Source organism: Rhodococcus sp. 06-156-4 (assembly GCF_002259345.1).
Classification (GTDB): Bacteria; Actinomycetota; Actinomycetes; order Mycobacteriales; family Mycobacteriaceae; genus Rhodococcoides; species Rhodococcoides fascians_E.
On the sequence record NZ_NPGB01000001.1, the window covers coordinates 1 to 22,112 of the forward strand.

The 22,112-nt window shown below is 65.4% G+C and carries 7 protein-coding genes; 2 read left to right on the forward strand and 5 right to left on the reverse strand.

Translation table 11 applies throughout. From position 1 onward, the window contains the following. From CH290_RS00005 to CH290_RS00025, 5 genes are all read right to left on the reverse strand, one after another. On the reverse strand, window positions 1-12,021 hold a 12,021-nt coding region (locus tag CH290_RS00005; RefSeq protein WP_141216240.1), incomplete at its 3' end, for a non-ribosomal peptide synthetase. 116 nt (window positions 12,022-12,137) lie between these two features. Continuing rightward, entirely contained in the window at window positions 12,138-13,217 is a 1,080-nt protein-coding gene (locus tag CH290_RS00010) for a FecCD family ABC transporter permease (protein ID WP_033190645.1), read from the reverse strand. Then, window positions 13,214-14,185: an iron chelate uptake ABC transporter family permease subunit gene (locus tag CH290_RS00015; RefSeq protein WP_033190814.1), complete on the reverse strand. Its 972-nt coding sequence runs from the start codon at window positions 14,183-14,185 to the stop codon at window positions 13,214-13,216. The genes CH290_RS00010 and CH290_RS00015 overlap by 4 nt, the downstream gene beginning before the upstream one ends. Before the next feature lie 178 nt (window positions 14,186-14,363). After that, window positions 14,364-15,419: an ABC transporter substrate-binding protein gene (locus CH290_RS00020; protein ID WP_033190644.1), complete on the reverse strand. Its 1,056-nt coding sequence runs from the start codon at window positions 15,417-15,419 to the stop codon at window positions 14,364-14,366. Window positions 15,420-15,458: 39 nt separating this feature from the next. Then, complete coding sequence (locus CH290_RS00025; RefSeq protein ID WP_019667401.1) at window positions 15,459-15,716, reverse strand: MbtH family protein; 258 nt, start codon at window positions 15,714-15,716, stop codon at window positions 15,459-15,461. A 233-nt stretch (window positions 15,717-15,949) separates the two neighbouring features. Here CH290_RS00025 and CH290_RS00030 point away from each other — a divergent pair, with 233 nt between their 5' ends. Together CH290_RS00030 and CH290_RS30905 are read left to right on the forward strand one after the other, a co-directional pair. Next, a complete protein-coding gene (locus CH290_RS00030) occupies window positions 15,950-16,819 on the forward strand; it encodes an ABC transporter ATP-binding protein (protein ID WP_019667400.1) in 870 nt (289 codons plus the stop codon). A 177-nt stretch (window positions 16,820-16,996) separates the two neighbouring features. Then, the coding region (locus tag CH290_RS30905; RefSeq protein WP_141217844.1) for a non-ribosomal peptide synthetase at window positions 16,997-22,112 on the forward strand (5,116 nt) is incomplete at its 3' end.

Below are 22,112 nucleotides of genomic sequence, written 5' to 3' on the forward strand. Positions count from 1 at the left end.
GACGAGGTGCGCGAGGCCGGTGATGGTGGGGGTGGTGAACACTTCGCGCAGGGTCAGGGAGGTGCCGAGTTCGGCGTTGATGCGGGCGGCGACGCGGGTCGCGGTCAGGGAGTGCCCGCCGAGGCGGAAGAAATCGTCGTCGATCGACAGCGCTGCATCACTCGGAAGTCCCAACACGTCGCTGAAGATGCCCGCAAGAGTGAACTCCGTTGCAGTGGCAGGAGCACTTCCACCGGCCAACGCACTGGTCAGGTCGGGTGCGGGCAGCGCCCGGCGGTCGAGCTTGCCGTTGGGGGTGACCGGGACGGTGTCGATGGGGATGAACACCGTGGGGATCATGTAGTCCGGTAGCCGGTCGGTGAGGAAGGCCCGCAGTTCATCGGGGTCGATGGGGTCGCCGGTGTGGTAGGCGGCGAGGTATTTTCCGGTGCCGCCGGGGTGTTCGGCGGCGATGACGATGGCGGTGGAGACGGCGGGGTGCTGTTCGAGGACGACGCGGATCTCGTCGAGTTCGATGCGGAATCCGCGGATCTTGACCTGATCGTCGGAGCGGCCGAGGTAGTCGAGTTCACCGGTGTGGTTCCAGCGGACGAGATCGCCGGTGCGGTAGAGGCGCTGACCTGATCCGGCGCCGGTGGTGGGGTCGGCGATGAAGCGGGTGGCGGTGAGGTCGGGTCGGTTGATGTAGCCGTCGGCGAGTTGAACACCGCCGAGGTAGAGCTCACCTGTCACTCCGACGGGTACCGGTCGGAGCCAGGTGTCGAGGACACGCACGTGTGTGTTCGCTACCGGTGTACCGATCGGCACGGTCACCACATCAGCCAGCGCGTCTGCGTGAACGGGTGTGGTGGTGACTTCGACGGCGGCCTCGGTCGGGCCGTAGAGGTTGTGCAGTTCGGCTCCGGCGAAGAGTCGGTCTGCGGCGGCGGCGTTCGCGGCGGGGAGTGCTTCGCCGGAGAAGAACAGCCACCGCACCGACGCCAACCGGTCCGGGCCGGGAGACGCCCCGAGGAACGCCGCGAGCATGGCGGGCACGAAATGCAGCACCGTGACCTGACGGCGGTCGATGACGTCGGCCAGATAGTCGGGGTCTTTGTGGCCGCCGTCTTTCGCGACGACCAAGCTAGCGCCCACGGTGAACGGAAGGAAGAACTCCCCGACGGACACATCGAAGACGGCAGGAGTCTTCTGCAGGATCCGATCGCCACTGCCGATTCCGTAGTCTTCGGCCATCCACGCGAGACGATTCACGATCGCCTGATGGGAGACCATGACCCCCTTCGGGCGGCCCGTGGTACCAGAGGTGAAAATGACATACGCCGTATCCGCCGGGGTGAGGGCGCGCGCCAACACCGGTGCCGCACGCTCCCCATGTGCCAGTCGTGCGGATACCGCGGGATCGTCGAGGAAGTCACCGGTGATGACCACCCTCGGGGTGGCGTCGTCGAGGATGTGCCCCATCCGCTCGCTCGGGTACTCCGGATCGATCGGAACATACGCTGCCCCGGCCCGAACGACCGCGAGCAGGGCAGTCACCAGATCGACACTGCGGGGAAGCTGGACTGCGACTCGATCCCCAACCCGCACACCACGTTCGATCAATACGTGTGCCAGAGCGTTGACGCGGGCATCGAAGTCGGTGTACGACCACTCGGTTCCGCTGTCGTCGACGACCGCGACCGCATCCGCAGACGCAGCCACGCGGTCCTGAATCACTGAATCCAACGTCGAACCCGAGACCTCGGACACCCGTCCCGTCGACCATGCCGCCGGGACCTCGCGCGAGAGAGACACGTCCAGGGAAGCGATCGAGCGGTCCGGGTCGGTTGCGAACACCTCGACGACGCGCTCGAGAACTGCCGTGAACCGCGCGGCAACGTCGGTGTCGAACAGATCTGGCCGATATGACAACCGCACCCACGTGTCGGCGCCTGCTTGCGCGGCGAACGTGAGTGGGTAGTGCGTCGTTTCCCGGCCCGACTCACCGAGAATCGTGATTCCGGCGTTGTCCCGGACGAGTTCGAGCGTCTCGGAGTCCGACGGGTAGTTCTGGTAGACCATCAACGTGTCGAACAGCGGCTGGTGCCCGCTCAGACGCTGCAACTCGGCGAGCGATACCTGATGATCCTCGATGAGCGCAGAGTTCTGGTTCTGCACCCGGCGCACCGCTTCGGCCAGGCTCAGCCTGCCATCGAGCTGCACGACCACCGGTACCGTGTTGATGAACGAGCCCACCGCGTCCTCGACACCGTCGACCTCAGGGGGACGACCCGACACGACGGCACCGAAGACCACCGTGCCCTGACCTGTGATCGTGCTCAGGAGCACTGCCCACACGGTCTGCAACAGGCTGCTCATCGTGGCACCGGCAGATCGAGCCGTATCGGCGAGCGCGACACTCGTCTCGGCGTCGAGATTCACCACGATGTCCTCGGGCAGTGCCGCGACGCTCGCAGCTGCACCGGGCGCAACAAGGGTCGGCTCCGAGACCGGGGCGAGCACGTCGGCCCACCGCTGCAGCGAAGCCTGGGCATCGCGTGCAGTCATCCAGGACAGGAACTTGGCGAACGACAGGTCCGGTTCGACCACGTCGGCCGGCCGACCGTACGCCTCCCACATCGTTTCGAGAAGTCGGACCATGGACCAACCGTCGACGAGCGCGTGGTGAATCGACAGGATGAACGCGTGGCCGGTCCGATACCGCACGACCGTCGCGCGCACCAACGGCGCCCTTGAGAAGTCGATCCGGGTCGCGCGGTCACGTTCGGCGATCTCTTCGACGTCGGACATGTCGGCGACGTCGATGACCGTGACCGGGATGTCCACCGCGGTCGGCACGACTGCAACGGACTCGCCCCCGGACGTGGAAGCAATCGCGATCTTCAAGTTCGGGAACCGCTCGAGCAGTTGGTGCAGCGCAACCCGGAATCTCTCCGGCTCGGCGGCACCATCGAGGTGGAACACGGTCTGGGCAGCGTAGACGTCGACTCCCCCGTCACTCGCCCCGAGCATCGACTCCACCACGAGCCCGTGCTGCAGCGGTGTCAAGGGGTGTACATCGGCCAGCTCGCCATAGGTGCCCTCCCAGCGCTCGAGATCGGCTTGCGTCACGCCACGCGCGAGCACGTCCGACGGAGATCGTCGAACCATGACCGCTGAGCGTGCGTACTCGGCCAGTGAACTCAGTGCCTGGACCCACAGCTCGACGAGTTCGTCGACCTCGTCCTCGGACAGAACACCGGACGCGTAGGCGATGTCGCCACTGAGAGTCCACCCGTCGCCTTCGGGCACCGCGGCGATATTGATATCGGCCGCCGAGTCGATGCTCTGGCCTGCCGTCTCGTAGGCGTCGATACCCGGCAGTTCCGGTGCGAGATCCCACGCCGCGTTCTCGTCGGCGGCGTCTCCTCCGGCGAACTGACCGAGGTAATTGAACCCGATCTGCGGGCCGCGACCGGACCCCAGTCGCTCACCCACCTCGGGATTGAGGTGCCATAGCATTCCGAAACCGATACCGCGGTCGGGGACCGCGGCGAGTTGCTCCTTGATGCGAAGCACCGCCTCCGCCGCGCTCTTCGGGTCGAGGACGGCGCGGACCGGATCGACGTCTGCGGTATCGAGCACCACGGGGAAGAACGATGTGAACCAGCCGATGGTGCGCGACAGGTCCGCACCGGAAACGATGTTCTCCTCCCTGCCATGGCCCTCGAGTCCGATGAGCAGTCGCCCGTCGGTCGTTCCCCGTCTGCCGCGCCATGCTCCGACCGCGATCGCCAAACCGCCGAGCAGGACGTCGTTGATCTCGGCCGAGAGCACATGAGGCACGTCGGTCAGCAACGCCGACGTCAATGCAGGCGGCACGCGTACAGCGGCCACGGCCGTCGTCTCGGTGGTGTCGATCGCGGGGTCGAGTTCACGTGAACCCAACAGCGGCTCGTCGATCTCCGACGCCGACCAGTACTCGGTCTGGGCGAGAAGGTCCGCGTCACGAGCACGCGTGGCCAGCGCACTCGACCATGCCGCGAGTGACGTGCCCACCGCGGGCAGCGGATCCGTCGCAGCTCCGGTTTCCAATTCCCAGGCATGGGTCAAGTCGTCACCGATGATGCGCCAGGACACACCGTCCACGACCAGATGGTGGATGACGAGCACCAGTCGCCCGGTCGGCTCGGCATCGCTGGTCACCCAGCGCGCCTGCCACAGCACACCGTCCTGCAGGTTCATCGACTGTCCGAACTCGGCGACCATCTCGCCGACACGCTCGACCCATTGCGGATCGGACCACTGGAGCGGCGTCGTCTCGGAGCGCAGCCGCTCGTCCGTCGCGCTGTGCGGAGTGACCTCGAACCGCCACTGCCCTTCTCGCACCAGTTCGTCTCGCACCAGTCGGCCGCGCAGTGCCGCGTGGTGGTCGACTACGCGGGCCAGTACCCGCGACACGAGTTGCTCGTCGGCACCCGCGGGTGTCACGAAGACTGCGGACTGCACGAACGTACCGAAGGACGGTGAATCCACCATGGGAACCGCAATCGGCCACAGACCCGACGAGAGCACTTCGGGCCGGGCGCCACTCGATTCCTCCGCGGCGCGCGCATCGGCCAGTCGGGCCAGCGCCGAGACCTTTCGCGCGGTGAAGACCTCCGACGCCTTGATCGTGACGCCGGCACGCCGAGCCCGTGACACCACCTGGATCGAGAGGATGCTGTCCCCACCCAGGCGGAAGAAGTCGTCGTCGACGGAGAAGGCAGCGTCCGCCGACAGGCGAAGCACGTCCCGGAAGATCTCGGTGAGTGTGCGTTCGGTGTCGGTCTCCGCGGCCCGTCCCGAACCACCCGTCGGCGCCAACTCCGGCGCGGGCAGAGCGCGTCGATCGAGCTTGCCGTTCGGCGTAAGCGGGAAGAAATCCACTCGGGTGTAGCTACTCGGCACCATGTACTCGGGCAGGCGTTCTTCCGCGTACGTACGCAAGAAGGTGCTCAGATCGTCGGCGGCGGTGTAATACGCGGCGAGCATCTTTCCGCCACCAGGATGATCCGCCGCGACGACCGCCGCGGAAACCACGTCCGGATGGGTCTCGAGCGCCGCCCGAACTTCGTCGGGTTCGATTCGATAGCCGCGGATCTTGACCTGCTCGTCGGCGCGACCGAGGTAGTCGATGTTGTCCGAGGAGTTCCAGCGGGCCAGGTCACCGGTGCGGTACATGCGCTCGCCCGGTTCCCACGGGCACGCGAGAAAACGCTCGGACGTCAGGGCGGCCTGTCCCCAGTAGCCGCGCGCGATACCCGCGCCGGACAGATACAGCTCACCTGCAACGCCAGGCAGCGTCGGCTGAAGGTTTCCGTCGACGATGTACGCACGCGTGTTGAAGATGGGGGTGCCCACACTCGGCGTGGGACTGTCGGCAAGGTCCGCGCCGAGCGCGTTGATCGTGTACTCGGTCGGACCGTAGAGGTTGTACGACTCGACCCCGGGAGCGTCGCGCAACTGTTGCCACAACCGCTCCGGCACGGCCTCACCGCCGAGCGAGACGAACACGACTCCCGGTGCATCGGACGACACCGATCGTCCCGCCGGACGATCACGTTCGAGCAGGCCTTCGTCGACCAGCACCTGGCCGTACGACGGCGTGACATCGAATCCGTCGACGCGTGTGCGGTCGTAATGCGTGAGCAATCCGTGCGGGTCACGGCGCAACTCGTCGTCGATGACATGCACCTCGTGGCCGTTCAGCAGCCAGAACAGTTGTTCCCACGAGGCATCGAACGAGAACGACGTGGTGTGCGCGATTTTCATCCGTCGTCCGGCCTGATGTGCGACGACACGGTCGAAGATCTTCTCGACGTGGTTGACGTACATGTTCGTCAGGCCGCGGTAGCCCACGGCGACGCCCTTGGGCCGGCCCGTCGAGCCGGAGGTGAAGATGATGTATGCAAGGTGATCGAGCTCGATCCTGCCACCGCGGTCGGCATCTCCGATCGGGCTCGAGTCGAGGGCCGCAATGCGGTCGCGGGTGGCGGGATCGTCGAGGTCGACGCCGCGGGTGTCACCGATTCGGCTCGCGTCCCGACCGGTCACCAGCGTCACCGTCGGACGCGCAACGTCGAGCATGTAGCCGATGCGATCGTCGGGCAGCGCTCTGTCGATCGGCACATACGCCGCACCGACGGCGAACACCGCGAACATCGCGATGACCATGCGCTCGTCACGTGGCAGGAGCAGCGCGACGCGGTGCTCGGACCGGACACCCGCGTCGAGAAGTAGCCGAGCGTACCGATTGACCTCCGCTGAAAACTCCGTGAAGGTCAGGACGCGGTCCCCCGCGATCAGCGCAGTCTCCGCTCCGGACAGGCGGACCTGCTCGTCGAGCAATTTCGCAACCGTCACGGTCGGGACCTCGCGGACCAGGTCCGCAGCGATGCCGGTGTGCGGCACTGCTTCGCCGGCCAGAAGGGCGGAAAGCTGCCCGACCGGACCGTCGAGGTTCTGCACGAGCGAAATCAGCACCTGCAGGAACCGTTCGAGCAGTTCCTCCGCAGCCGCCTCGGTGTAAGCATCGTGGCGGTACACCAGCCGGACATGCACAACGGTCTCACCGTCGACCTCGGACGGATCGATCGCGAACGTGACCGGATAGTGCGTCTCGTCGTCTACCTCCGTCGTCACGAGCTCGAACTCACCCGGGGCGGTCTCTTCCTCGAACGGAAGGTTCTGCACCACGAACAGCGTGTCGAACATCGTCGACATGTCGGCCGCGGCCTGGATTCTGGTCAGCGACGCATAGGGATGATCGATCACCTGCAACTGCTCGTGCTGCACGCGGGTCAGCAAGCTTCGCACCGAGTCGAACGGTGAAAAGCTCACTCGCAACGGAACAGTGTTGAACAGCAGTCCGACGATTCGATCGGAGTCGGCGAGCTCCGGCGGACGTCCGGACACGGTGTTGCCGAACACGACATCGCTGCTGCCGACCAACTGCCCGAGCGTCACTCCCCACGCGGCCTGCAGCACCGTGCCGACGGTGACGCCCGACGTCCGCGCGGCGGCATGTACCGCTGCTGCGGCGGCGCCGTCGAGATCGCGATGCAGTTCACCCGATCCGTCGCGCCCTTCACCGGCGGCCACACCGGCCGGCCAGACGAGCGTCGGGCCGGACAGCTCGGCAAGGTACGAACTCCACGCGCGGTACGCAGCGTCGATGTCCTGATCGGACAGCCAGTCGAGGTAACTGCGGAACGACGCCGGCCGCACTCGCGCCGGATACTCGGGGTCCCTGTAGGTATCGAAGATCTCGTCGAGAACGGCACTCGTCGACCAGCCGTCGAGCAGGATGTGCTCGAACGTCATCGCGAGCTTCCACTGGTCGATACCGTGCTCGATGAGGGTGAAGCGAATGAGCGGCGGCGTTTCGAAGTCGAACGGCACAGCACATTCCTCGGCGAGAAATTCCGTCGTACCGACACCGAGATCGCGCCACTGCGCCAATCGGATGATCCGGATCGGTGCGTCGGCGACAGCCGGGATGACCTGCGCCTCACCGGACGGCAGGAACGCTGATCGAAGGTTCGGGTAGCGACCGAGCACCGTGCGAACCGCTGCTACCAGACGGTCCGGATCGAATGCACCGACGACGCCCTGCGTCACCTGAGACATGTACGAGTTGTGGCCGCCGGACTCTCTGGCCCGCACCATGTGATAGAGCAAGCCCTGCTGCAGAGGTGACAGTGGAAGCAGTTCGGCGGCAGCACCGTAGCGCGCGCGGACGCTCTCCTCGTCCGCAGCGGAGAGGGTCAACCTGTCCGCGCGCCGCACACTGAGCGGTGAGCCCGCGCCGGATGACGGGGCCGCCGTGATGACTGCGACCGCAATCTCGTCCACGATGGCTGCCACGATCTCGTCGACCGGTGTGACGACCGTCGCATCGACATCGACCTCGACTCGCACCGACCGAGTTTCCGTCTCGACGCCCGAACCGCCGACGAGTACGCGCACCGCGATCGGCGTCGTGGCATGGCCGGCTACAGCGCTGTAGGCGTCCGTGGTGAAGACACTCACCCGTGCGTGTGGCGTCGGAAGGTCGTCGAAGAACGAACCGAACCGAGCATGTCCGGAAAGCCCTGCGTAGTCCGCGGCGCGTTCGCGGATCGGCTCGAGGTGGGTGGCGATCGACGCACCGGTGACATCCTCCGCAAGCTGAGCGTCGTCGATCACACAAGGCAGAACGACCACCGTGTCGGCGTTCAACGGTTCGGCGACCTCGAGCACGAGATCGCCGTCGACGAGATCGCCCGCTTCGAGTGCGCGAACCACCGCGGCGACGATCGCTGCCCGCGCGAGCTCCGCGCCCGCGGCGGCCTCATGGACGGGGACAGTGCAGTTCTGCCACGCCGACTCCATCGGCCCGCGAGCCGGCTCGCCGCCGTCGTGATCGGCAAGTTCGTCGACCCAGTCCTCCCAGAACGGATCGTCGAGAACCTCGGTCCAGACCTCGTCGGAACGCTCGTCTCGATCGATCGGAACAACGACGATCTCCGTCGCGGTACCGGCGTGGTAGGCGGCGACGAGGGCTGTCACGACCTCCCGCGCCGAATCGAGAAGCGACGGGTTGACCACCTCTGCCGATAGTTCACCGCTCCCGTCGTCTCGGACACCCAACCGGAGGGACGCCACGTACGGCGCCGCGAGCGCAAGGTGCGAGGTCGCCGCAAGCCACATCGAGTCATCGCGAATATCGAAGTCCGGCAGTAGAACTCGAACTTCGTACGGGTCGGCGGCGGGCGGTGCTGTCGTGCCACGGAGTGCAGCACGCACGAGCTGCGCAAGCTGCCGGGCCGGCAATCCGGGGTGACGCGCGCCCAGGACCAGGAAGAGTCGAGCGGTCTCGAGCAAGCGTGACGTCGTCTCGTCGAAGAACAATTCGCGGGTGGCATCGAGTCCGATGCTCAGCGTTCCGTCGGGCCGCCGCTCGAGCGAGTACACCAAGTCGAACAGCGCCGGGCTCGAATCATCGACGCCTGCTTCGGACGGCAGCAACGGCACGAGTGCCGCGTCCGAGTAGTCGGTGATCTCGCGATTGTCGCGGAATGCGGCCATGACCTGAAAGATCGGACTCAGCCCGGGGATTCGCGTCGGGTTGACCGCCTCGACCACGTGCTCGAACGGGACGAGCTTGTGTTCCACCGCGCCGAGCAGACGGTCCCGGACGCCGCTGAGCGTGTTCCCGAAGCCGAGCGCAGCATCGATATCTACACGCACGACCACCGAGTTGACGAAATATCCGATGAGATCGGCCAATTCGGGTTCATCGCGCAGGGTCACGGGCGTACCGACCGGCACGTGCGCACCGGCGCCCTCGTTCCACAGCGCGAGTGACAGCGCCGTGATGACCGCATGCAACGGCGTGGCCCGATGCTCGATGAGGAGATCGTCGACGGTATCGGTGTCCGAGCTCGACAGCACTGCCTCGACGGACCGAATCGTACGCTCGTCGGTGTCGCCGCGAGCAGAATCGAGCGGCAGCGGCGTTTCGACCGGAAGGCCGGCGAGCAGGTCCCGCCAGTAGTCCAGTTCGCCCCTGTGACGCGAACCGGAGTCGTCTCGGTCGCCGAGGACTTCGAGGTGCCATACCGCGAAGTCGGCGTACTGGAACGCGAGCGGTTCGAGGTGTGTACCCGTGTAGAGGGCCGCCAGGTCACGGATGAACGGCTCGACCGAATTCTCGTCGGTGACCATGTGATGCGCGTGTGCCACCAGTACATCGCCGTCTTCGTGCCGTAGCAGCGTGAACTGCATACCGAATTCGGTTGCGAGTTCGAGCGGCGCAACAAGGAGTTCGCCGATACGCACGTCGAGATTGCTGCGCTCGATCTGCTCGACCGCCAACAGCCCCTGCCGGGCCTCGTGCACGACCTGAATCGGTGTCGACGATTTTTCGTCGTAGACGAACGTGGTGCGCAGCACTTCGTGTCTTTCGACCAGTCGCCGAATCGCGTTTTGCAGCGCTTCGACATCGGCCCGATCGTGCAACGCGCGATCCCGGAACTGGAGTGCCTCCACCGTGCGGTAGATCGTCCGGTCCGCGACCTGCTCGGCCAACCACAGCGATTGCTGACCGAACGACATCGGCAGTACGTCGGGTCGTTCGATTCGACCGACGCGCACCACCGGAAGTGAGACGCGTGAGGTGTCCCCGACGACCTGAGCCAGTTCTGCGATCGTCGGGTTGTCGAAGACCTCACGTAAGGACAACGACACGTCCATGGCCGCATTCACTCGGGAAACCACGCCGCTCGCGAGCAGCGAGTGGCCGCCCAGGCGGAAGAAGTCGTCGTCGACGCTGAGCACGACGTCGTCGCCGAGATGCAGCACTTCGGAGAACACGCGCGCGAGCGTCCGCTCGACGGCGGTTTCCGGCAACTGGCCGCCGACGCCCGCGCCTGATCCGAGGTCGGGGGCGGGCAGGCTGCGCCGGTCGAGCTTGCCGTTGACCGTCACGGGGAACGCATCGAGAACGGTGAAAGTAGACGGAACCATGTACTCGGGCAATGTCGCTACAGCTTGCTCCCGAAGTATCTCGACGAAGTTCGCGGGCGACTCGCCCGCGGCCGTGACGTAGGCGGCGAGGAACTTGCCCCCCGCCGGGTGATCCAACGCGAGCACCGCTGCACGACGAACCCCGGGATGCGCCGAGATCGCGATCTCGACCTCTTCGAGCTCGAGGCGTTGACCACGGATCTTGACCTGATTGTCGGCGCGGCCGAGAAACTCGAGCGTTCCGTCCTCGGTCCACCGCGCGAGATCCCCGGTGCGATACATGCGCGAGCCGTCGGCATCGAACGGGTTCGCGACGAAGCTGCCCGCAGTGAGGTGCCCGCTGCCGACATATCCACGGCCCAACAGGAATCCGGCGGCGTACAGCTCACCGCCGGTACCGACCGGAGTCGGATCGAGGTCCTCGTCCAGGACATAGAGCTGGGTATGTGGATTGGGGCGACCGATCGACGTCGCGATACGCTCGGCCCGCTGTCGGTAGATGACGTGCGAGACACCGATCGTCGCTTCGGCCGGGCCGTATCCGTGATACAGCGTCGTCGTCAACTGTTCGCGGAACCGGCTGAACAAATCAGGGGTGAGGACTTCACCGCCGCACCACACGTGCCGGACCCCCGCGAGAGCCGAGGCGCCGTTCGCCGACCGCTCGAGGTCGAGGACGAGGAGCGCATCGAGCATCGACGAGACGAGGTACAGGTACGTGACCTGCTCCTTCTCGATCAGGTCGAGCAGGTACTCCGGTTCCTTCTCCCTGCCGGGCGCCGCGACGACGACACGTCCGCCGGACACGAGCGGAAGCAGAATCTCGTTCACGGAGATGTCGAAGGCCAGGGGCGCCTTGAACAGCGACGCATCGTCGTTGCCGAACATGAGCACGTGGTCCCGCTGCCAGGTGAGTCGCTCGCAGATCGCCTCATGACGGATCATCGCGCCCTTCGGCGTTCCGGTCGATCCCGAAGTGAAGATCACGTACGCGAGCTGAGAGCCGTCGAGCTCGAGGTTCGGTGCAACGGAGGACAATTCGCCGTACTGCCAGTCGTCGAGGTTCACCTCGATCGATTCGACCGGTAGCGACGTCTGGTCCTGGGCCGAGACGACTGCGATCCGCGCTGCCGAGTCTGCGATCACGCGGTCACGCCTGGCCGCCGGCCACTGCGGGTCGACCGGCACGAACGCACCGCCGGCAGTCATGATGGCCAACGCGGCCACGACCATCTCGGCCGATCGCGGCAGGCAGATTCCGACGACCCCTTCGGTGTCGAGCCCCGAGCCGAGCAACCGGTGCGACAGCTGCGCGACCCTCTCGGACAGTTCGGAAAAGGTGAGTCGGCGGTCACCGTCGACGAGAGCGACAGCGTCCGGCGTTGCGCGAGCCGCCGCCGCGAACAGCTCCGGAACAGTCGCGGTCACTGCGGGAGATGTGTGGTCGTTCCACCGTTGATGCAGCTCGGCGATATCGACGGGCGCGGTCATACTTCTCCCTGAGTTAGCTTAGCCAAACCTATTGTTTTCATACTGTGGTGCTTGCCGGGGTGTGGTGTCAAGCCGATAGCCGGTGGCCGAACTCGGTACCTTCGAGGACACAGACCTCAGCGACGACGACGTACCTCTCGGATGAGCAACCACACCAGATATCCGCCTCCCGCGACCACGGTCACCACACCGACCGGCAACTCGACCGGCAGTAGATTCTGCGCCGTGACGTCGGCGGCAGCGAGCAACAATGCCCCCGTGAACGCCGCAGGCGCGAGGGTGACGCCCGGGCTACGAGCCAGTCGACGGGCGATCTGCGGCGCCGCGAGCGCGACGAACACGATCGGGCCTGCAGCAGCGGTCACGGTCGCGGTGAGCGCTACTCCTAGTACGAGCACGACGACGCGCACACGTTCCACACGCGCACCGGTAGCCCGAGCGGCGTCGTCACCGAGTTCGAGTTGTTTGAGTGCCGGTGAAAACACGGCAAGCACGCCGAAGAGCAGAACGATGACACCGCTGCCGATCAGCGCTTGACCCCAACTCGTGCCGGTGAGCGATCCGGCACCCCACGCGGCGGCACTCATGGCGACCTTGAGTTTCGCGTTCAGCATCAACCACGTGTTGAGGGAGGTCAGCATCGCAGAAATAGCGATTCCTACGATGATCAGCCGAAAGCCCTGTACCCCACCCCGCCACGCGAGGAGGTAGACGACGACTGCTGTTGCGATACCACCGACCAGTGCCCCTGCGGCCAGCTGCAGATACGAACCGTGGATCAAGATGATCACGACCAACGCGCCGGAGTAGGACCCCGCGCTGAAGCCGATGATGTCCGGCGACGCCAGCGGGTTGCGGATCAGCGACTGAAAAGCCGCGCCGGAAACCCCCAACGCAGCGCCGAACACGACCGCAGCGACCGCCCGCGGCGCCCGCCACTCGACGACGACTGTGCGAGCGAAACCGGCATCGGGATCTCCGGCGACAGCAGCCCACACTTGGGCGAGGCTCAGCGGATAATCGCCGAGAGTCAAGGCCCATACCGTCACCGCGAGCGTCGCCGTCGCCAGAACTGCGCAGACGAGGACACTTCGGCCGTGCCAGCGTGTGGCCCAACCGCCGGTGCGTACCACGAGCGTGCGGTGTCCGAAATCCACCTGCCGTTCGGTGGCGGTCTCGAGACCTGTCGAACTCACAGGCCACTCACCTTTGCTCGGCGGACAAGATAAATGAGCACCGGGGCGCCGACGAATGCAGTCACGATGCCGACCGGGAACTCACCCGGCCGGATGACGACGCGTCCGACGATGTCGGCGGCCAGCAACAGCGATGGTGCGAGAACGATCGTGTAACCGATGATCCAGCGCTGGTCCGGGCCGACGATCCACCTAGCCACGTGCGGAATCATGAGGCCTACGAAACCGATCGGACCGGCGATGGCCGTCGCGCCGCCGGCCAGCAGCGTCACCGCGATGATCACGATCACGCGTGTGCGATTGACGTGTGCGCCGAGCGCGCTCGCCAGATCGTCCCCCAGTGCGATGGTGTTCAGTGAATTGGCCGCGATCGCGGCCAGCACCACTCCGATGATCAAGAACGGAAGCACCGGCAACAGAACGTCCCAGCCTCGATCGACGAGACTACCTGCGTACCAACTACGCATCTGATCGAATGTCTTCGGATCGGTGAGAACCCAACCGGTGACGATTCCGGACAGCACGGCTCCGAATGCGACACCCGCCAGCGTCAGGTGAACCGGGTCTGCTCCACCGCGCCCCATCGAACCGATCACGTAGACAACGACGGTGACGACCAATGCGCCGAGGAAAGCGAACCAGACGTACCCACTGACGGTGGTCACACCGAACACTGCGATGCCGACGACGACGAAGAATTCGGCGCCGGCGTTGACCCCGAGAATGCCGGGATCGGCAAGCGGATTACGCGTCAGAGCCTGAATGAGAGCACCGGATACCCCGAGCGCGACGCCCACGGCGAGACCCACTGCGGTTCGCGGAATGCGCATGTCCCACACGACGTACGCGTCGCCTTTGCCGGTGTTGTGCAGGAGTGAGTCGAACACCACCGACAGCGGGATGTCCTTCGATCCGACGGCGATGCTCAGGAGCACCAAGACGACCAGCGACGCGATCGCGATGAGCAATCCCATCGCGCGCCGCCCCACGCTCGTCGACGCCGTTGCACGGCGAACCCCCTCCGGCGTTTCAGCAGGCGGAGGAGCATGACCGGTTCGTGTTGTCACTCGTCATCTCTCCTGATGGTGGACGCACATCCAGCCGCCTCGTGCGCTACGAGGCGGCTGGATGACCGATAGATCTTGCCTAGGCGCCCGTGTTGAGCGTCGATGCCTCCAACTGCGGGACGACCTCGTCGAGCCACCACTGCACGCTCGAGGGAGTCGGCGGATTCACCGCAAGCCACTGCGGACCGTAGAGGTAGACGAGCGTCCCGTTCTTCGCGGCAGCAAGCTCGGGAACGCGGGGATCGGCCTCGAACGCCGTCCTGAACGTGTTCTCCGGGTCGGCGTACTCGTGAGTGACTATGAACACGACGTCAGCGGAGAACTGGTCGATGTTCTCGAGCGAGTACTTGGGTGCGTTCGCCGCGACACTGTCGCCCTCACCTGTCGGTTGCCCGTCTCCTGGCGTCAATCCCAACGCCTCGATGGGCTCGTTCGCATACTCGGTGAGCCACAATTGCTGATTGTCGCCGTCGAGCACGCCCAGCTGAAATGTCTTGCCCTTCAGGCCAGGCAGCTTCGCGGCGGCCTCGGACAATGTGGCCTCGTACTTGGCCTCGGTCTCGTCGACGATCTTCTCGTCGTGCCCGGTGAGCGCCGCAAGAGACGCCAGATTGTCCTGCCAGCTGGTATCGCCGCCCTCGTCCTGCGTTTCCAGACCGACATAGGTGGGTGCGATGGAAGAAAGACGATCGTAGAGCTGCTCGTCGGCGCTCCAGACACTCGTCAGAATCAAGTCCGGATTCAATGCGGCAATCGCCTCCGGCGAATCCATACCCTCCGCGGTGTAGAGGTCCGCGTTGAAATCGCCGTCGTACAGACCCTGCAGCCACGGGTAGTCATCGAGGTCGGACGCTTCTCCCGACACTGCGATCGGCTTCTCGTCCAGGACGTCCAGCAGTCCGATCCAGTCGGTTCCTACAGCGACGATCCGCTCGGGCTTCTCCTCGACGGTGACGTCACCGTAAGCGGCGTCGATCGTGACCGGGAACGCACCGTCGCTCGACGCACTGTCGCTCGACGCGCCGTTCGTGGCACCGTCGGACGAGTCGCTCGAGCAACCCGCGAGCACCAAACCGACACTGACCAACCCGGCCAGCAATGCTGTCGCGCGCCTAGGCGCGGCAAGCGTTTTCATAGACGTTCCTCTCGTGTACTTCGATGGTTCGATGTTCGGTCAGACGTTCACGGATGCCGTGACGTCACCGGTCTCACGCCGTGCGATCACGTCGCGGAGCGATTTGGGACGCAGGTCGGTCCACGTTCGTTCGATCCACTCGAGCACCTCCGCGCGTGGTGCTCCGTCGGGGGCTCCGTGAGCGATCGCCCATCCACCCGGGACCGGCTTGAAGGTGGGCCACAGCGAGTACTGCTCTTCATGGTTGACGAGCGCAAAGAACCGGCCCTGGTCGTCGTCGAACGGGTTGTTCGCCACATTTCTCCTTCGGTTCGAGCGCAGTTACTCGGCGTTGCCGCACGGACGGTCACCGACGGACGTGCTCGTATGGCGACATATCGCAGCGAACAGTAGCAACAAAGATCAGTTAAGGCTAGGCTACCTTCAGCACTGCACGCTCGCCTGGGTCCGAGCTCGCCGGATCCGCTCGTCCGGACAGAGCTGATCTCGAAAGCGCAAGGCCGCCAGGCTCATATAGAAAGACCGGACGATTGCCGAACACGACCACCCACCAAGTCGGTCCATCCACGTCGCCTGGCCCAGCCCCCACACCGGCGTCCACCGACCGACTCAGCGTCGATTCCGCCACGATCGGTTACGACCGACGAGTCATCTCCGAGCAACTGAGCGTGTCGATTCCCGACCAGTCGTTGACCGTCATCGTCGGACCGAACGCGTGCGGCAAGTCGACACTGCTGCGTGCACTGTCTCGGCTCATCAAGCCGAACTCCGGGCAAGTGATTCTCGATGGCGCGGACATTCGCTCGTACCAGACCAAGGAGGTCGCCCGCCGCATCGGCCTGTTGCCGCAAAGCGCTCTCGCGCCGGACGGGATCACCGTTGCCGACCTGGTCAGCCGCGGCCGGTTCCCGCATCAGAAGCTCCTTCGGCAGTGGACCGCGTCCGACGAGGCGGCAGTACTGACGGCAATGGACGCGACAGGCGTCACCGAACTCTCCGGACGACCGGTCGACGAACTGTCCGGCGGACAGCGCCAACGTGTCTGGGTTGCAATGGCTTTGGCACAAGAGACCGAAATCATGCTGCTCGACGAACCGACCACCTTCCTCGACATCGCCCACCAGATCGAACTCCTCGAGCTGTTCACGGACCTGAATCACCTCGGCCGGACGCTCGTCGCGGTACTGCACGACCTCAACCATGCGGCCCGGTACGGAACCCACCTCATCGCAATGAAGGACGGCTCCATCGTTGCCGAGGGTGCGCCGTCGGACATCGTCACCGCCGACCTCGTACACGAGGTGTTCGGACTCGAGTGCATCGTTCAACCCGACCCGGTCACGGGCACACCGGCGGTCACACCGCTGGGCCGCCGGCGCATCCCGCACACGGCTGAGTAACCTCCGACCTCTTCGTGACCTCGGCGGCACCGCCTACCTGTCGCCGATCGACACGACGCGCTTTCATCCGGGCCGTGCCCGTGGGACGGTCCGCTGCGTCCGCTGCCGCTCCTCCGCGCAAAACTCGGGATCCTACTGTTAGGTTAGGCTAAGCATTTCCTAGAGAAGGAGTTTGGTGTGATCGAGGTTCGTCTTCCGCTGACGTCTGCGCAGTTGGGCGTTTGGACCGCTGAGCACGTCACACCAGGCGCCGACGCCTTTCGAATCTCCCAACTGATCTGGCTGGACGGCGACATCGACACCCCGCTCCTGGAGCGCGCAATCGGCGTCGCAACCTCCGAAGCAGACGTCCTCGGCCTTCGCCCCGTCGAGGGTGCCGACGGCCTACCGATGCTGCATCGGGAGATCGGGGGTGTCGGTACGACGACCGTGGTCGAGCACGATCGACCGGATGACCGGATCCGCGCCGAAGCGTGGACGAGGTGCCACGAATGCGGCGCAGGCGACGACCGATTCGAGTCGGTGTCGGTGATCCATCGCCGGGCCGACGGCTGGGCGTGGGAGTTCGCCACCCATCACCTGCTCCTCGATGCTTACGGCCTCGGATTGGTGACTCGCCGCGTCGCCGAGGTGTACACCGCACTCGTCGGGAACGAGCCGATCCCGCCGCGATGGTTCGGGGCGTACTCCGAAATCGAAGAATCGCGCGACACGAACCTCGACGACCATTGGGTGCAACGATTCGAAGCCGTCGACGACATCACTCCGGTCACCTTCGATGCGTCCCGACAGTTCTTCCTGACCGACGCTCGAACACACGTCGTCATCCCGGCGGACGTGGCCGAGTCGATCGATCAGTTGGCTCGTGCTGCCCGCGTGAACTGGTCCGATGTTGTCGCCCTGGGCTGGGGCCTGTACACCGCATCTCTCGTCGGCCGTGATGCGTTCGCCGTGCGATTCCCGCAGATGAACCGATCCGGGCGCCCCGCCCTGACGACTCCGGCAATGCTCGTCGGCGCAGCCCCCGTGGTCTTTCGTCCGAACCCGTCGGCAACCGTGCGCGAACTGCTGCAGCAGGTGAACAGTGAACTGCGAACCGCTGCACGTCACGTCGCAGCTGGGGAGAAGCTGGCTCGCATCTGGCCGAACGGGCCGGACGACTACCAGGCGATTCCGCAGCTGAACATCAAGGCATTCGACTACAACCAGTCCTTCGGCGCGATCCGTGGGCGTCAAGAGACGATCGCCAGCGGACCGGTCGGGTTCCTCGACCTCATGGCGTATCGCGATTCGGTCCACGGATTCCTTGTGGACGTGGCCACGAGCGATCCTGCTGTGGCCGCTTCTGGAGTGGTCGACACAGCAAATCGATTCGTGCAGTTCCTCGGTCGACTCGCGGCCGCTCCAGGGACTCGGATCGCGTCGGTGAGGGTGATCGATGCTGATCTGACGCTCTCGGCGGGTCCGGTTGTGTCGGTGGCGGATTCGACGGTGGATGCGTTGACTCGGCGTCAGTCGAGTGTGTCTGCTGATGCGCTCGCGGTCATCGACGACAGCGGAACCGAGTTCTCCTACACCGATTTCGATGCCCGCGTCAACGCATTGGCACACGTTCTGATCGAACGTGGGGTTCAGGTCGGAGACCGCGTCGCCGTTCAACTCCCGCGCAGCATCGAGCTGGTGACCGCCCTGCACGCCGTCATCCGCGCCGGCGCAGCGTATGTCCCCATCGACCCCGACTACCCGGACGAGCGGATCGGGCACATCCTCGACGACGCGTCACCCACAGTGGTCATCACCGAAGAGTTCCTCGACAACCCTGTGGTCGCGGCACGTCTGGCACGCGGTGAACGTGCAGCACCGGTGCTGGCGCGCACCCTGACCCCCGCCGATATCGCCTATGTCCTGTTCACCTCCGGCACCACCGGACGCCCCAAAGGCGTCATGATCTCCCACCAAGCGATCATCAACCGCCTCACCTGGATGGCCGACGACTACGCAATCGGCCCCGGTGATCGGATCCTGCAGAAAACCCCCGCCGTCTTCGACGTCTCGGTCTGGGAATTCTTCCTCCCCGCCGTCATCGGCGCCACCCTCGTCATCGCCAAAGACGGCGGCCACAAAGACCCGTCCTATCTCGCCGAGGTCATCGACCGCCACCACATCACCGTCCTGCACTTCGTACCCGCCATGCTCGCCGCATTCCTCGGGGCGAGTCCTGACCCGGACCGGTTGGCGTCGGTGCGGCGGGTGTTCTTCTCCGGCGAAGCCCTCCCCGCCCCGAACGCCGCCGCCGCCGACCGACTCTTCACCGGCGCCGAACTGCACAACCTCTACGGCCCCACCGAAGCCGCCGTCGACGTCACCGCCGCACCCGTCCACGCTTCTGCGTTGGCCGATCTGGTGACCGTGCCCATCGGTGTGCCGGTCGCCAACACGATCGTGCGGGTGTTGGATTCGTGGCTGCGCCCGGTACCCACCGGAGTGACAGGAGAGCTCTACCTCGGCGGTATCCAACTCGCCGACGGCTACATCGCCCGACCCGACCTCACCGCCACCCGCTTCATCGCCGACCCCACCACCGACCCCACCACCGGCACCGCATCGGGTCAGCGCCTCTACCGCACCGGCGACCTCGTCCGCTGGAACACCGGTGGACACCTCGAGTACCTCGGCCGCTCCGACGACCAAGTCAAGATCCGCGGATTCCGCATCGAACTCGACGAGATCCGCACCGTCCTCGAACAGCACCCCGCCGTATCCCGAGCCGTCGTCATCGCCGCCGAACACCCCGCACACACCAACAGCGCCGGCACCGGCACCTATCTCGCCGCCTACCACACCAGCACCACCGACACCGAGATCACCGAAGCCACCGACGGTGAACTACGAGCCTTCCTCACCGACCGGCTACCGGACTACATGATTCCCACGGTCTTCATCCCCATCGACACCATCCCCGTCACCCCCAACGGCAAACTCGACCGCCGCGCCCTACCCACACCCGACCTCACCGGCGCACTCACCGGCGGACAACACCCCACCACAGTCACCGAAACCACCCTCGCCACCGTCTTCGCCGACGTCCTGCACCTGCCCACCGACACCGAACTCTCGATCGACGACGACTTCTTCCGCCTCGGCGGCGACTCCATATCCTCCATCCAAGTCGTCACCCGAGCCCGCCGCGCCGGCATCACCATCACCGCCGCCGACATCTTCACCCACCGCACCATCGCCACCCTCGCCACCATCGCCGACACCCGCACCCACACCGAATCCGGCCCCACCGCCGTCACCACCGCACCACTGCTACCCATCGCCGCCCGCTACATAAACCGACCCGGCTTCGACCACTTCACCCAATCCTTCGTCTTCACCACCCCACCCGACCTCACCACCGACACCCTCCACCGAATCCTCACCCGCGTCATCGGTCATCACCCGACCCTGCAGGGCCGCCTCGGAATCGACAACTCCGGCGCACCACACTTCACCGGCGCCGCCACCCCGATCGAGGTCACCACCCGACTCGACACCACCGAATTCACCGACGGTTGGTCCGGACCGCGCTGGCCTGCGTACGTCACTGCCGAGACGACACGGCTCTCCGAGCAACTCGATCCGACGAACGGGATTTTGTGGCGCGCCCTGTGGTGCACCCACTCCGGTGACACCAAGCCCAACGACGCCGACTCCGGTGACACCAAGCCCAACGACGCCGACTCCGGTGACACCACCGGCCGCCTCGTCATGGTCATCCACCACCTCGCCGTCGACGGAGTCTCCTGGCGCATCCTCGAAGACGACCTCGCACACGCCTGGGCACTCGACACCGACGCCACCGACACCGACCTGCTACCGGCCGGCACCTCCATCACCACCTGGACGCACGCACTGACCGAGCAGGATGTCACCGAGCAACTGGGTCACTGGAGCACGGTGGTGAACGCGGTCGTCCCACTGTTCGGCGAGACCGGAATCGACCAGGAGCGCCACACCCAGGCCACCGTCACCACTATCGACGTGAAGATCCCGGCCGGGCCCCTGATCAACGACGTCACCGCCGCACTCTCCGCCAGCGTCGAAGACATCCTCCTCACCGCACTCACCATCGCGACCGACACCTGGCGCGCCCGCCACCACCTCGAGCCACTCCCGATCACCATCGGCATGGAAGGCCACGGCCGCCAAGAAACCCTCGTCCCCGGAGCCGACCTCTCACGCTCGATCGGCTGGTTCACCACCTGGTACCCGATCCTGGCCGACCTCACCGACCTCGACCCCCACCACACCATCACCGACCCCACCCTCGCCGCCGACGCAGTACTACGCATCAAAGACACACTCGCGCGCATCCCCGACCGCGGCATCGGCTACGGCATACTCACCCACCTCGACCCCGACACCGCCCTACCCACCACCACCCCCGACCTCGCATTCAACTACCTCGGCAACTTCAGTGCCGTCACCGCCAAACCATGGTCCAATTCGCCGGAGTGCCCCGGAATTCGCGCGCACCTGCCGAAAAACTTGCCCGCTGCAGCAGTGGTGGATGTCAACATCGCGGTTCTCACTGGTAGCGATGGCGAGCCCATGTTCGACGGATCCTTCGCCTATGCCCAGGACATCTTGACCAGCGAACAGGCGCGCGAACTCGTCCAACTCTGGACCACCGCGTTACAGACTCTTGTCACGTACGCCACCGGCGTGGGTGCAGGGCGCGTGCGCCGTTCCCTCACCGACTTCACCGCCACCGGTATCATCCACAGTGACCTCACCGCGTGGGAACACCGCTACGGCGACATCACCGACGTCCAGCCCCTGACGCCACTGCAACACGGCATGGTCTTCGAATCACTCCTCGGTGACAGCGCCAGCGTGGACCTGTATCTCACGCACACGCTGGTCCACGTCACCGGAACGCTCGACAACGAACGGCTCTACAGAGCCCTGCGAACGTTGACCGAGATCTATCCCAACCTCAAAGCGGCGATCACACCCGCCGCGAACGGCGACTACGTCGCCGTCATCCCCACGCACGCGACGATCGAACTCACCGCAGTGAATGGCATCGGAGATGCAGATGCCGTGGACAAAGCCGTGGCGCGGAACCGGGAAACCGGGTTCGTTCTGGCTGACGCGCTGTTGATGCGCGTCACCGCCGTCACCACCGCACCAGACCACCACACCCTCATCCTGACCATCCACCACGCCATCACCGACGGCTGGTCCACCCCGCCCCTGATCGCCACACTGCTCCGCGCCTACAACACCCCCACCACCCCGTCGT